The sequence below is a fragment of the Microcoleus sp. AT9b-C3 genome (assembly GCF_036705485.1).
GTDB lineage: Bacteria > Cyanobacteriota > Cyanobacteriia > Cyanobacteriales > Microcoleaceae > Microcoleus.
Window position 1 is genome coordinate 39,671 of record NZ_JAUBUR010000004.1, and the last position, 13,348, is coordinate 53,018.

At 47.1% G+C, this 13,348-nt stretch carries 16 protein-coding genes; 11 read left to right on the forward strand and 5 right to left on the reverse strand.

From position 1 onward, the window contains the following. The first annotated feature begins 249 nt into the window (after positions 1–249). A complete protein-coding gene (locus QUB77_RS05230; protein WP_333170757.1) occupies positions 250–930 on the forward strand; it encodes a Uma2 family endonuclease in 681 nt (226 codons plus the stop codon). 323 nt (positions 931–1,253) lie between these two features. Next, on the forward strand, positions 1,254–2,018 hold the full coding sequence (locus QUB77_RS05235; RefSeq protein WP_333170754.1) for an ABC transporter ATP-binding protein: 765 nt from the start codon (positions 1,254–1,256) through the stop codon (positions 2,016–2,018). A 181-nt stretch (positions 2,019–2,199) separates the two neighbouring features. On the opposite strand, the gene QUB77_RS05240 is transcribed toward QUB77_RS05235, so the two are convergent. The 3 genes from QUB77_RS05240 to tadA form a co-directional block, all read right to left on the reverse strand. Then, positions 2,200–2,556 carry a hypothetical protein gene (locus QUB77_RS05240; RefSeq protein ID WP_333170752.1) on the reverse strand — a complete coding sequence of 119 codons (357 nt, stop codon included), beginning with the start codon at positions 2,554–2,556 and terminating at the stop codon, positions 2,200–2,202. Positions 2,557–2,712: 156 nt separating this feature from the next. Beyond that, positions 2,713–3,441, reverse strand: a complete 729-nt coding sequence (locus QUB77_RS05245; protein ID WP_333170749.1) for a lysophospholipid acyltransferase family protein — start codon at positions 3,439–3,441, stop codon at positions 2,713–2,715. A gap of 433 nt (positions 3,442–3,874) precedes the next feature. Next, complete coding sequence (tadA, locus tag QUB77_RS05250) at positions 3,875–4,375, reverse strand: tRNA adenosine(34) deaminase TadA (RefSeq protein ID WP_333170747.1); 501 nt, start codon at positions 4,373–4,375, stop codon at positions 3,875–3,877. Between the two features lie 75 nt (positions 4,376–4,450). Here tadA and QUB77_RS05255 point away from each other — a divergent pair, with 75 nt between their 5' ends. Together QUB77_RS05255 and menB are read left to right on the forward strand one after the other, a co-directional pair. Further along, on the forward strand, positions 4,451–5,047 hold the full coding sequence (locus QUB77_RS05255) for a TerB family tellurite resistance protein (protein ID WP_333170744.1): 597 nt from the start codon (positions 4,451–4,453) through the stop codon (positions 5,045–5,047). 309 nt (positions 5,048–5,356) lie between these two features. Beyond that, complete coding sequence (menB, locus tag QUB77_RS05260; protein ID WP_333170742.1) at positions 5,357–6,190, forward strand: 1,4-dihydroxy-2-naphthoyl-CoA synthase; 834 nt, start codon at positions 5,357–5,359, stop codon at positions 6,188–6,190. A gap of 223 nt (positions 6,191–6,413) precedes the next feature. On the opposite strand, the gene QUB77_RS05265 is transcribed toward menB, so the two are convergent. After that, a complete protein-coding gene (locus QUB77_RS05265; RefSeq protein ID WP_333170739.1) occupies positions 6,414–6,716 on the reverse strand; it encodes a hypothetical protein in 303 nt (100 codons plus the stop codon). Between the two features lie 578 nt (positions 6,717–7,294). Between QUB77_RS05265 and QUB77_RS05270 the strand changes: the two genes are divergently transcribed. The 3 genes from QUB77_RS05270 (at position 7,295) to QUB77_RS05280 (ending at position 10,639) form a co-directional block, all read left to right on the forward strand. Next, on the forward strand, positions 7,295–8,509 hold the full coding sequence (locus QUB77_RS05270; protein ID WP_333170737.1) for a transposase: 1,215 nt from the start codon (positions 7,295–7,297) through the stop codon (positions 8,507–8,509). 60 nt (positions 8,510–8,569) lie between these two features. Beyond that, entirely contained in the window at positions 8,570–9,790 is a 1,221-nt protein-coding gene (locus tag QUB77_RS05275) for an SPOR domain-containing protein (protein WP_333170735.1), read from the forward strand. 144 nt (positions 9,791–9,934) lie between these two features. Then, entirely contained in the window at positions 9,935–10,639 is a 705-nt protein-coding gene (locus QUB77_RS05280; protein ID WP_333085036.1) for a PspA/IM30 family protein, read from the forward strand. 54 nt (positions 10,640–10,693) lie between these two features. Here QUB77_RS05280 and QUB77_RS05285 read toward each other — a convergent pair whose 3' ends face one another. After that, positions 10,694–10,870, reverse strand: a complete 177-nt coding sequence (locus tag QUB77_RS05285) for a hypothetical protein (protein WP_333069845.1) — start codon at positions 10,868–10,870, stop codon at positions 10,694–10,696. A gap of 70 nt (positions 10,871–10,940) precedes the next feature. Between QUB77_RS05285 and QUB77_RS05290 the strand changes: the two genes are divergently transcribed. From QUB77_RS05290 to QUB77_RS05305, 4 genes are all read left to right on the forward strand, one after another. Then, positions 10,941–11,726, forward strand: a complete 786-nt coding sequence (locus QUB77_RS05290) for a PspA/IM30 family protein (RefSeq protein WP_006635936.1) — start codon at positions 10,941–10,943, stop codon at positions 11,724–11,726. 392 nt (positions 11,727–12,118) lie between these two features. Beyond that, positions 12,119–12,529: a hypothetical protein gene (locus tag QUB77_RS05295; RefSeq protein ID WP_333170732.1), complete on the forward strand. Its 411-nt coding sequence runs from the start codon at positions 12,119–12,121 to the stop codon at positions 12,527–12,529. A gap of 129 nt (positions 12,530–12,658) precedes the next feature. Continuing rightward, positions 12,659–12,982, forward strand: a complete 324-nt coding sequence (locus QUB77_RS05300) for a hypothetical protein (RefSeq protein WP_333170730.1) — start codon at positions 12,659–12,661, stop codon at positions 12,980–12,982. A gap of 7 nt (positions 12,983–12,989) precedes the next feature. Further along, positions 12,990–13,232, forward strand: a complete 243-nt coding sequence (locus QUB77_RS05305) for a hypothetical protein (protein ID WP_333170728.1) — start codon at positions 12,990–12,992, stop codon at positions 13,230–13,232. Positions 13,233–13,348 lie beyond the last annotated feature (116 nt).

Below are 13,348 nucleotides of genomic sequence, written 5' to 3' on the forward strand. Positions count from 1 at the left end.
TCAAAAAATTCGCCTTTTTTTTTCGGGGCTATCGCTTTAGTTCTTGCGCTTGATATGGTATTATTTAATAATGGGAGTGTGACTATTTTTATTTAAAAATAGTCACACTCCCATTATTAGATTATAGCACAAGCGAGCAGCAAAAAACATAAAAAAATGTAATTTTTTTTGAGGCCGCCGCCGAGAAGGAAAAAGCTAATTGTCGATCGCTTTAACCTGCAAGTCAGACTATTTTCGGAGACAACCACTATGCAAGTCACGACCGAACAAATTATTTATCCATGCAGCGACGGCCAACCAATGGCAGATAGCACAATTCAATACAAATTAATTGTCAAAATCAAAGAAGGTTGCGAATCGCTGTTTAAAAACGACCCAAACGTGTTTGTAGCAGCCGATTTACTGTGGTATCCAGTTAAAGGTAGACCAGACATTTCTCAAGCACCGGATGTCATGGTAATATTTGGCAGACCAAAGGGCGATCGACGTTCCTACCTGCAATTTAACGAAGATAATATTGCTCCCCAAGTTGCGTTTGAGATTCGATCTCACAACGACAGACAAACCAAGATGTACAAAAAACTTTCATTTTACAATCGCTATGGAGTCGATGAATATTACCTTTACGATCCCGAAAACAACGATTTGAGCGGTTGGCAAAGAATTGAAAGAAACTTAGAATTAATTGAGCCGATGGAGGGTTGGGTAAGTCCGAGATTGGGAGTGCGATTTGAGTTGGGCGAAGCTGGGTTAGAAATATATCGACCCGATGGACAAAGGTTTCTTTCATATTCGGAATTGGAGGAACAGGGGGAATTAAACCGCCAGCGTGCCGAACAAGAAGCTCAAAGGGCAGAACAAGAAGCTCAAAGGGCAGAACGTTTGGCAGCAAAACTGCGCGAATTGAACATCGATCCTGAGAGCATTTAAGCGACAATTTGTTTAATTTAGGGCTTACGCATAAAGACCACAGAAACCTGGTTTTTTATGGTTTATGCGCGCTGTAGCGAATGATTTTCGTCAAAAAACCAGGTTTCTCACCACCCTTGTGTAATTCCCATAATTACAACTTGTCCGACTTGTTTAAAGTCGCGAAGCAATCTCCATTCTTCGGGATTGGTTCACTCCACTCCGGTGCATTTGCAATGACGCCTGATACTGAAATTAGCCTCCAAACGATCGCCCTGACCGCCGCCAAAACCGATAAGAAGTGTTAAGTTAGTAGTTAGTTGTGTCGATCGCACAGAAAAAAAATGCCTGAACTACAAACCGATACATACCAAAACCTCGACCCGCAAGTCCTCTCAAAACCCGTGGTTGTCGGTCTGGAAGAGGTAACAAAAGTTTACGGGGTGGACGACTTGGAAGTTCGCGCCTTAAACGGCGTCAGCTTGACCGTAAGAGAAGGAGAATATTGCTCGATTATGGGCGCATCGGGTTCCGGCAAATCTACAGCTATGAATATTATCGGCTGTCTCGATCGACCTACGACCGGCAGTTACTACTTAGACGGCGTAGATGTCGCCCAAATGCCCGAAGAAGAATTAGCCGGAATTCGCAATTTAAAATTAGGTTTTGTCTTCCAACAATTTCACCTGTTGCCTCAATTGACAGCCTTAGAAAATGTCATGTTACCGATGGTTTATGCCGGCATTCCCGCAGCAGAAAGACGCGAACGGGGAGTAGAGGCTTTAACCAAAGTAGGCCTGGAAAGTCGGCTGCAAAACAGACCGAATCAACTATCAGGAGGACAGCAGCAGCGGGTAGCCATCGCCAGGGCTATTGTTAACCGTCCTGTGTTGTTGCTGGCTGACGAACCGACTGGTGCATTGGATACAAAAACTACTCAAGAAGTAATGGATATTTTTACCGAATTCAACGAAAGCGGCATGACTGTAGTTATGGTAACGCACGAACCGGAAGTGGCGCGTCAAACTCGCCGCGTTGTCTGGTTCCGCGACGGTAAAGTTATTCATAACAATCTCAACCCCGAAGAGCTTTCACACGCTGTATTTTAGTATAAGAGTCCGCGAAAAAGGAAAAGAAAATGGGGCGATTGAAATCGCTTCTAGACAAACGAAGTCCGCCTACGCGGACTGAAGAATTAACAGGGTATCAGTCCTATGCAAGAGGACTTTAGCTATTAGACAGGGGTTTTCAACCCCTGGCGGACTAATAGACAAAACGCCAGATATGTGATTAATGAAAAGCACTCGGAAAAGCTTCCCAAACTCGAGCGACAAAATCTCTAAGTTGCCGAGATGCGATCGTACCATCCTTTTTTTCAGCATCCAGAGAGTGCAACTCGGTCAACAGTGAAATTACCTCAGTATCTAAAGCCGCCCGAAACAAGCTCAGCGGCCAAAGCAAATCAGCACCATCTCGCAAATCCGATAAAGTGTATTCTGTGGGTGAATCTTTCCCCGACACCGATACAACTAACATCAAAGGGCGCACCCAACAAACTTGACGTGCCTCAACCACTTGAATTACCTCGGAATGCAGGCACCCATCTCCACATTCTAAACTGACAATTTGACCAGGCTTAAAGTTCAAAGCACAACCCATTAATGCTCACACTTAATACAGACATAACAAAGCAGCCAAATAAGTGCTGCATCTCTCCACAGCACCCGAAAACATTATATCATAATTCCTTCTTCCTTCTTCCCTCTTCCTTCTTCCCTCTTCCTTCTTCCTTCTTCCTTCTTCTTAACTTTCATCAAGCTTTTTAATAGCCATTTCGAGCTCGGCTGTCAACAATCGTGCTTCTTTTTTACCACCGCCACCATTGGCATAATCCGCCACGGAAATCGGAGTACCGATCGCAATTTTTACCTGAGCACCCCATTGAGGAATGCGCGGGCGATAGCGGATACTCATCGGTACAATTTTCACCCCCAAACCCGGTTTGCTCAACTCTGCTTGCATTGCCAAACGCGCCAATCCCGGCTTAATCGGATGAACTTCGCCATCCTGAAAAATGCCGCCTTCGGGAAAAATCACCAACATTTCCCTGTCGAGGAGTAGTTCCACCCCATAACGGAGACTGCCAATTGCCGGATGCTTGAGATCCACAGCAAACCCCCCCAAATGTCTGATGAACCAACCTTGAACTCCTTTGACCTCATCAGCAGTTACCATAAACCGCAAATCGCGTCCAGTCACCTTCTGTCCCGTTGAATAGGGCATCATCAGGGCATCCCACCGGGAGCGGTGCGTAGGGGCTAAAATGACAGGCCCGTCTTTCGGCAAGTGCTCCTGTCCGGTTATCTCAATCTTGCCAAAATGAAACGGTAGGACAACATAGTGACCTAGCGGATAGAGCAAGGAGGTTAACCAAGGAGAAACGCGAGAGGTATTAGATGCTACCTTGGCAGGCATTGGCTTCACTAGAGATGATTTACTGGACTCAACGGCGATCGTGGCGGTGTGGGGCATAGCAATTAAGCTGCTTTCTCGAAATCTAAAGTCTAAAGTAAGTTGTTGGACAAATCTTTAGTTTTTGGATCGGGACACTTTTGCTATTGGCCTTGTACCGATCGAGCGATCGCGCCCGCAAGAGATAATCTCTAACAGGTAAAACCTCAGCCAACCGGACAGCACTAATACAGAGTAGTCGGCCGCCAGGAAATCTCGATCGGGCAATTACGGATCTATTATTTCAGCTAAAGGGTCAATCCATTTTAGATTTTAGATTTTAGATTTTAGATTTTAGAATTGAAGCATTGACCCCCACGGATAAATTCGGGGGCTCCTTTATCAGATACAGGTTTTTTATTTCTGGACGGATGAATACGGCGGCTTGTATCCTGGATGATGAAGGTCAATTTCGATTAAACCTCGCCCCCAAGAAAGTAAAAAATTTTACCAGTTAAATTTTCCGGCGCGCTTCAAACCAAGAAAGCAACTGATCGCGGCAAACAGACTCCATAATACCGCCCAGCACCTCTAAGCGGTGACACGAATAGGCGCTATCTGGAATATTAGCCGCAGTCCGAATCGTGCCCGTTTTCGGGTCATCTGCTCCGTATACCAGCAGGCCAATCCGAGCTTGGACGATCGCACCAGCACACATCGGGCAAGGCTCCAGCGTTACGTAGAGCGTGCATTGGTTAAGATGCCAGTCTTGCAAAACTTGGCCGGCCGCCCGCAAAGCCAAGATTTCAGCGTGAGCAGTCGGATCGCAATCTCGCTCTCGCCGATTTTGCGCTTCGGCAATCAATTTGCCAGTAGCGTCAACAATGGCAGCACCAACGGGTACTTCACCAGCATCACCGGCTGCTTGTGCCAATTCGACAGCCCTAGTCATCCAGCGTTTGTGAATAAAATAAGTAGTATCACTAATAGACAACGGCTCAGCTTTACAATTCACGTCATACCTAAGTAACAGAAAAACTTAAGATCGATAAAGAAAGTTACATTACAGCTTAATCGAAAGTCTTTAATTATGGACACCACTACGATTACCACTGAAATTGTTGAGCTGTTGTGCCGCATTAGCCGGCAAAAGCTGCGCGAACAAGATATCACTCCTTTGGTAGTGTTTCTGACTGCTCTGATTTCCATCCTGCGCGGAGTGATGATTATTGACAGGACGATCGCAGTTGAAGAAGAAGAACGGCTGCAAAAGACTCTCAAAGCCTTTGCCAGCGGCGACCCCGATCGGGTAGAACTAATTCAGCGCCTTGTCAAAGGAGTCTCCAAACAGCAGGTTTACTTCAACCCCACAGAATTGCTAACCCTGACAGCTTTGTTCTCAGAATCTGAAAAACTGTTGCTTATCGGTTCCGGCTACGAAATGTCAGCGGCCGACGGACACATCGATATGCGCGAGCAAATGTACTTACAGTCGATCGCGAATCGGCTCGGCCTCGACTCCAGACACATTGCAGTCATAGACACTTTATTTACTAAAGAAGGAACCTTAGACTCACAAGCTTTTGCCGAAGTTCAAGCTTTACTCGATCCCAGCGAATTCGAGTCCCGCGATCCGGTATTTGGCAAAGCAGCAAAGCACTTGCTGAGTATTTTACTCCGCAAATAATCCAGCGCATATAAATTTTTGGGCAGTAAAAGTAGTGAGAGAGGATTCCGAGGATTTGACACTGTTTCCAATTGAGATGGGAATTGGGCGCTCTTACCCTCAAAAACCGGGTTGTTTAACCCCTACCCAGAGCGCTGCACGGAGTATGTTGGTGAAAAACCTGGTTTCTGCCTAAGTCCCGCTTTATTTTTTTTTGCCAGAGTCGATCGACCCTTGTATCCCATTGAACCGAATGCCTCTAAAATCTAAAAGCGACTTGTCGCTGCCTTGATTGACTCAGCTCAATCTCAAATCTCAAATTGATTGATTATGCAAATTGAATGGCAAACCGCCAAAACCTACGAAGACATTCTCTATCACAAAAGTGGCGGCACCGCCAAAATTACCATCAATCGACCTCACAAACGGAACGCTTTCCGTCCCAAAACAGTGCAGGAACTGTGCGATGCCTTTACTGATGCCCGCGAAGACACAAAAATCGGCGTTGTCCTTTTCACAGGTGCGGGGCCTCATACAGACGGCAAATACGCCTTTTGCGCCGGCGGCGACCAAAGCGTGCGAGGTGCGGCGGGATATGTAGACGAAGGTGGCATACCCCGGTTGAACGTGCTCGACTTGCAGAAGTTGATTCGCTCGATGCCCAAAGTTGTAATTGCTTTAGTTGCAGGCTACGCAATTGGAGGGGGTCATGTTCTGCACTTAATTTGCGACTTGACGATCGCTGCTGACAATGCTATTTTCGGACAGACCGGCCCCAAAGTCGGCAGTTTCGACGGTGGTTTCGGAGCTAGCTATCTTGCCAGAGTCGTCGGCCAGAAAAAAGCCAGAGAAATTTGGTTTTTGTGTCGCCAGTACAGCGCACAGCAAGCCCTAGAAATGGGTTTAGTCAACTGCGTCGTGCCTGTCGAACAACTAGAACTAGAAGGGATTCAGTGGGCTACGGAAATTCTAGAAAAAAGTCCGATCGCGATTCGCTGTTTGAAATCGGCTTTTAATGCCGACTGCGACGGTCAAGCCGGTTTACAAGAACTGGCAGGAAATGCCACTTTGCTGTACTATATGACCCAGGAAGGCGCCGAAGGCAAACAAGCCTTTTTGGAAAAACGGCAACCTGATTTTAGTCAATATCCTTGGCTGCCATAGCGGGATGGAGAAATCAGTCTTTTTTATGCGCTCATATTAAAGTAGATGTTGCTGATTTTTATGAGTTAGTAAAGCCAAATGCACCCGATCGTCCAAAAGTGTGACTATTGATACCAGTTCCCAAAAAGAATGAAACTGCTTTGTCAGATCCAAACCATGATAATGATCAGTGATTTCCCAATCGAAAATCGAAAATGGTATGACCTATCCTGCTGCCGACTAACTAAACCGAGACTGCAGCAGCGGATTTTTCGGTTAACGTTGTGCCTGTAAGCTGGCAGGCATGGCGCTCGGAAAGAGTGACGGTGGCATCCTGCAGCGTCAGAGTCGATTCTTGCCACATTCCAATTTCTTCTATGTTTTCCCAAGATGACCTAAAAGGCGAAACCGCTAAAGCACAAGCTTTCCAGTGACTTTGAACCGGGCCGCCTAGTAAAGCGCAAACACCCCCACGTCTGCCCTCTGGGGTATAGTGACGGCAGTGACCACAAGCTGAAGTTAAAGGTGAAGCTAATGAGGTTTGCATAAAAGTTCTTAGGGAAATCATTTTCATCTCTAATTCTCCTTTGTAGAGCTAGCAGGTTTTAGAGCATCCCAGCCTTTATGCTGTCTGGGTTGTAGCGATCCCCGGAGCATAATTAAATTTTATAATTTATTTATAATCTCGTTATATATAGAAACAATTAGCTCTGTCGTTGCTCATTGTATAGGTGAAAACAAAGGTTAAAAGTTTATAAAGCCGTCAGGGATCAAGAAAAAGTACAAATGTGCAACGAGTATGAGAGGTTACAAATAAGCGGTAGCTCAGGATACACAAAGTGGCTGAGAGTGTCGGTAAGCTGCATCGGGGAAACAGCAACAATTAAGTTTTCAAATTAAAATGAAAAATAGCTGCCGACGATCGACAGCAGGCGATCGCGCCCCTATGGCATTGACGCCAAAAGTAGCTAATCATAAAATAGGCAGTTTTTCAAGATTCTTGTTTATATCTACCAAAATTTTGGGGTGAGAGCCTCGCCCATAAGCGAGCGACTTTAATTGGTTCTAAGAAATCCTTTGACGATTTGTAGACTTGTTGTATGCTAAGTCAAGGAGGTGAAGCAAGTGTTTAATTTGACGTTTGAATTTAAGTTGAAGCCCACAGCGACACAAATAGCAGTTTTTGAAGATTGGCTAGAACAGTGCCGCAAGGTGTACAACTATGCCCTAAGAGAACGCAAAGACTGGTACAACTCACGCAAATGTCAAATTAACTCTTGCTCCATTCGCTCCGAGTATATTATTCCTGCTGAGGTGCCTAGACCGACATATTCAAGTCAGTGTAAGGCTTTAACAGCATACAGGAAGACCAGCCCCGCATTGCAGCGAGTCAACGCTCAGGTGTTGCAACAAACGCTGCGGAGATTGGAAAAAGCTTTCGTCAGTATGTGGGAGCAAAATCACGGGTTTCCTCGGTTCAAAAAACAGGGGGCTTTTAGGTCTTTGAGTTTCCCACAGTTGGGTGCAACTTTCCATCAAGGCAACCGCTTTAAATTGCCTGTAATTGGCTCGATAAAATTTTGTCAGTCGCGTCCCATTCCCCAGGGCGCAATCGTCAAACAAGCTCGCGTCGTTAGACGGTCTAGTGGCTGGTATATAATGTTGACTTTGCAATGGGATGTCTCAATTCCCGATATTATTCCTCACGGCAATCCCGTAGGAATTGATGTAGGGTTGACTAATTTGATTGCAACTTCTAACGGGCTTTTAATTAAAAGAACGAGGTTTTTTGCTGACGCAGAACGCAAGCTTAAATTGCTGCAACAGCGCGTTACTAGAAAAAAAAGCGGGTCAAATAATTGGAAAAAGGCTCAGAAAAAAGTCGCTTTGCTGCATGAATATGTGGCAAACTGCCGAAAAGATTGGCATCGCAAGCTGTCACATCAAATCTGTGATGACGCGGGTATGGTTTTTGTCGAAGACCTTAATCTGGTCGGACTGAAAGCAGGGATGTTAGGTAAGCACTGCTTAGATGCTGGGTTTGGGCAATTCTTCAACATATTGGAACAAACTTGCTTTAAGCGCGGTGTGTATTTCCAGAAAGTAGATGCTAAAAAGACTAGCCAAACCTGTCCCAATTGCCTTAACGAAACAGGCAAAAAAGAGTTATCACAACCAACTCACTCGTGTCACAATTGCGGCTATACAACCGACAGAGATGTCGCAGCCGCGCAAGTAGTTCTCAACCGAGGGCTTGCAGCCGTAGGGCATACGGTCAAGATGCTTGCCGAGGGTAAATTCATTGGAATCCCTGCGAAGCAAGAATCCCCACGCCTTTAGGCCAGGGAGTGTCAAAATCAAAAGATTCAAATTAATTCAGAGGCGGTAGGAGTTTTGCTAATGAGTAAGCGTTCTTCGGTTGAATCCCCAAATCATCAATCCTCTTCAACCCCAATCAAGCCTGCTTTGCAAGCAGTCCTGGGGAGTCTAGATGTAAATCTAGAAGCAGAACTGACAACATACAGAAGGCACAGGAGGCGCGCCGAACAGTGGGTGTCGCCCTCAGTTCGTACCGGCAAGCAAACAGCCACAACCGAGCAACAGCTAGCCCAAAATTTGGCGCAGCAGACTGCGGAGGAAACCCAGCAGCCGCTATCGCTGCCCCTATCCCTTGCCGGCACTCAGGGCGATGCCCCGCTAGCCACTACCAGGGGTGGCACAAAACTATCTAGCAGTGCCTTGGCACCCAACAAGTATCTCGAATCAAGCGAAAAACTGATCGAAAGTTTGGACGAGTCAAAAGCTGAGCCTACTGTAGAACGCAGTTTAGCCGCCAGTTTGTTAACTCCGTTGGGACTGAGTTCGATGCTGCTGTTTTTGCTGTCGTGCACAGCTTTGGGCTACGCAGTCATGTACCCGTCAAATCTAGTTAAGATGGCCGGCCTGAACCGTTTGCTCCGCACCTCACCCTCTCCCGACAGTCCCGCCTCTACTTCCACCTCAGATACCAAGACCAAGGAACTGCCGAAAGCTCCAAATCTGGTATCCAAGGAATTTGTGGAGCTAGATTTGAGCACTCTCAGCAATGTCAAGCCGACAGTCAGCCCGATTCCTTCCCCGTCACCAAAAGCATCAATCCCGCCAACTCCGCCAGCGCCTCCGGGCCCCAGCGGGGCTGTGCCGATTCCTACAGAAGACGGCAACCCGGCTAGAGGCAGGGAACAAGGACTCAACAATCTGAGCACGGCTTTGCTTCCCAGTCCCAGCCCCAGTGCCGCGCAGCCAGTGCCGACACTGCCGACACTGCCTCCAACACCATCCCCAGGCCAGCCTGCCGCCACATCCCCGGCGACAGCATCGCCAGCCGCCGCATCCCCAGCGGCCGCAGCCCCGCTGGGAAGGCCTGCACGGGCCGCAGACGGTTTTTATTACGTTGTTACCGATTACACAGGCGAAAAATCGCTGCAGCAAGCCAGAACCGCAGTTCCCGATGCCTACGTGCGGAACTTCTCAAAGGGTGTCAAGATCCAAATGGGGGCTTTGAACGATCCTGCCTCAGCAGAACGTTTGGCGAAAGAACTCCAAGAAAAAGGGGTGAAGCCACAATACTATCAGCCATAAATTAGGTAAAGGGTGAAAAACTTTAACTAAATTGTTAGACAAAGCTAGACAATGAGGAATGTTTTGTCTAACACAAAATTGGTTTTGTAATTGTCAATTCCCTGTCCTAAATCTAAAATTTAATAAAATCGGGAGACGGGCAAAATGGGATTATTCGATCGCCTATGGCGAGTGATTCGAGCCAATATTAACAGTTTGGTCGGGGCTGCAGAAGACCCAGAAAAAATTCTGGAACAGGCTGTAATGGATATGCAGGAAGATTTAGTGCAGCTCAGACAAGCTGTGGCAGGAGCGATTGCAGCTCAAAAACGCACTGAACGCCAGTGTTCCCAAGCTGAGTCTACAGCAGCAGAATGGCATCAGCGGGCGCAGCTAGCTTTGCAAAAAGGCGAGGAAAATTTGGCGCGGGAAGCTCTGACGCGCAAGAAATCTTATCAAGAAACGGCAACGGCGATGAAAGCCAGTCTGGATCAGCAATCGGCTGTTGTCACTAAACTTAAAGAAAATATGCGGACGCTCGAAAGTAAAATTTCCGAGGCAAAATCTAAAAAAGATATGTACATTGCCCGAGCTCGATCGGCCGCATCGTCGGAAAGGCTGCAAGAAATGATGGGAAATCTCAGTACCGGCAGCGCTTTGAGCGCGTTTGAACGGATGGAAGAGAAAGTCATGCAGCTAGAAGCTCGCTCCGAAGCAATCGCAGAACTCGGAACTAATGATTTAGAAAAGAAGTTTCTCTCTCTCGAAGGTGCCGACGATGTGGATACCGAGTTGGCGGCGATGAAAGCACAAATGCTTCCGGGCAACAATACACCCAAATTGCCGTCGAGCGAGCCGCCCGCATCCTGAACCCCGGGCAACAGAACAAGAGTCGAGACGAGCAAAAACTTCTCAACAGCCTAGCTAGAGATGGCTCGAAGCCTGTTGGGGAATTCCCGGATCGACGTTAAACTCAATGGATAGGTGCATGAATAAGCTTGCCTGCATCACATTACTCGATCGCTTTAAACTGGATTTATCTGTCTGCAAAAATTGCCAAAAACTAAATCGCACTAAAAATCTGACAAGAGTGAATTTCACAACTGCGGGCTAGGGCTATCAAGCCTGCTTTCCGCCTACTTCGTACACCTCACCCAGGAAAAATAGCATTATGGGATTATTTGACCGCATTAGCCGAGTCGTCAAAGCCAATCTTAACGATCTGGTCAATAAAGCTGAAGACCCGGAAAAGATTTTAGAACAGTCTGTTACGGATATGCAGGAAGACTTGGTGCAGTTGCGTCAGGCCGTTGCCAGCGCGATCGCTACTCAAAAGCGCACCCAGACTCAGTACAATCAAGCTGAATCTCAGTCTAACCAGTGGCAGCAGCGCGCTCAGCTAGCCCTGCAAAAAGGAGACGAGACTTTGGCCCGGGAAGCGCTAGTTCGCAAAAAGTCTCACGCTGAAACGGCGGCTACCCTGAAAGCCAGTCTGGATCAGCAATCGGCTCAGGTGGAAAGTCTCAAGCGCAACTTGATCGGTTTGGAGAGCAAAATTTCTGAAGCTAAGACTAAGAAGGATATGCTCAAAGCGAGGATATCGGCTGCTAAAGCTCAGGAACAGCTCAACAATACCATTGGCACCTTGAATACTGGCAGTTCAATGGCGGCTTTCGATCGCATGGAAGAAAAAGTTTTGCAGATTGAAGCTCGCGCGGGGGCTTCCGCAGAATTGGCGGCCGGCGGCAGCAATTTAGAGGAACAGTTCCGCTTGCTCGAAAGCGGCGGTGATGTTGATGACGAGTTGGCTCAGATGAAAGCTCAACTGACCGGGGGTTCTGTGTCTCAAGGTCAATTGCCGGCAGCGGGTAAAACGGCAGCAGCTAGTAGCTCGGAGTCGAGCCCGGTGATTGACGCTGAGTTGGAAGAATTGCGATCGCAGCTCAATAAAATGTAGTCATCTCTATCAAAATTTATCTATTTCTCAGATCGCAGGTTTGATAAAATGCTCCGCCGACCTACAGCGCTAGCTTGGGAGGTCGGAGTTTTTTTTTGTAATTTCTAGTTACACAAAATATGAAGTATGTCAACCATCTTTATATTGACTTAAGGAATTAAGTGTTTAAAAAGTGATAGAGTAATTTTATTCCTTGCAAGAGGGGTAGCTTGGGAGGTCAGAGTTCTTTTCAGTAATTGCTTATTACACAAAACAAGAGGGCTGTCAACTATCTTTATATTGACTTAAGGAATTAACTCTTCCAAAAGTGATAGAGTAATTTTATTCCTTGCAATTGCGTCGGCAGCGCCCGATCGTAAGTGTAAATAACTATCAAATATCGCTAATCTGTCATGCCCGTGCAATTTTCTAGAGGCTTTTGTAAAATCAAGTTTTTCAAGGCATTAGCACTTGGTTTTTCAATTGCAGCTATTTGCCCCGCACTGCTATCAGCTCTAAGTGTTGGTGAGTCGATGGTTGGTACGGACTCCGGGGTGCAAGCGCCAATTTTGCAGGATAATTTACCGTCTCAATTCAAACTAAATCAAGAAACAGCAGACGATCGCGATCGGCTTCGTGATTTATACTCGGGTTCAGAATTAGATAGAGGTAGTAAAGAGCTAGAAAATAGCATCCCGGAATTCGATCAAACCACCCAAAGTGAGGCTCCAGAAACTCTCCCTCAATTGCCGAACAGAGGAGAAAATAGACACGAATTTCCGATTCCTAACCCGCGACTGCCAAATCCGGCTCCTCTCCCATAACCCGCGCCACCAAAGCCCTTGCCTTCAGCCGCACAGCTTTTGCCGCCTGCTGTTGCGGCGCCGGCACAGCCTGCTGAATTGCTAAGATTCCGGGTACGATAAGAGTCGATCGATTTGAAGTAGTTGGCAGTGATTTACCGCGAGCCGATCGTGCAAAATCCCAGAAGAGAAATCGCGATCGGTATCGGTACCAGCAGTCGAGAAAGCGATACATCTTTGCTGGGAAAGGATTTTCCACCGCAGTTGTGTCTCGCAATGGCAGCATTTGGTGCTAAGGTGAGCAGCAGCAGCCCTGAGAGTCGATTTTTGACCTGGCTGGGTCGATTTCAGTACGTGCGGTTGTTGGCTCCTGAGACGCTGCTGCAGGTGCGATCAAATGTGGCATTGGCTGGGGCAGAGCTTTTGGCGATCGAACAATTCGGTATAGGAGGCTCAGATATCTTGCGGGGTTAGCGTCAGGATGCAATGCTTGCCGATAGCGGGATTTTTGATTCAACCGAGTTGCGGTATCCGATGCAAGCGCAGCGACGACACACAAGGAGTTTTGCAGGTGACGCCGTTTCTGGATTCTGGCAATGTTTGGAATCCGAGGGAAAGCGCGGTTTTGGAAGCGAATACTTTGCTGTCAGCGGGATTGCGGCTGCGGGGACTGTACGGCGAAAGGTGGAATGCTCAGCTTGGGCTGGGGAATTCCTTTGATTGATATTAAGTCGAGCAACAGGAGTTTACAAGAGCGCGGGCTGTATTTTTCTGTATAATTCAAACCTTTTTAGGAAAGCAGTCGTTTTGCCCTTGGCGGAACTGAGCAATTCCGCTATA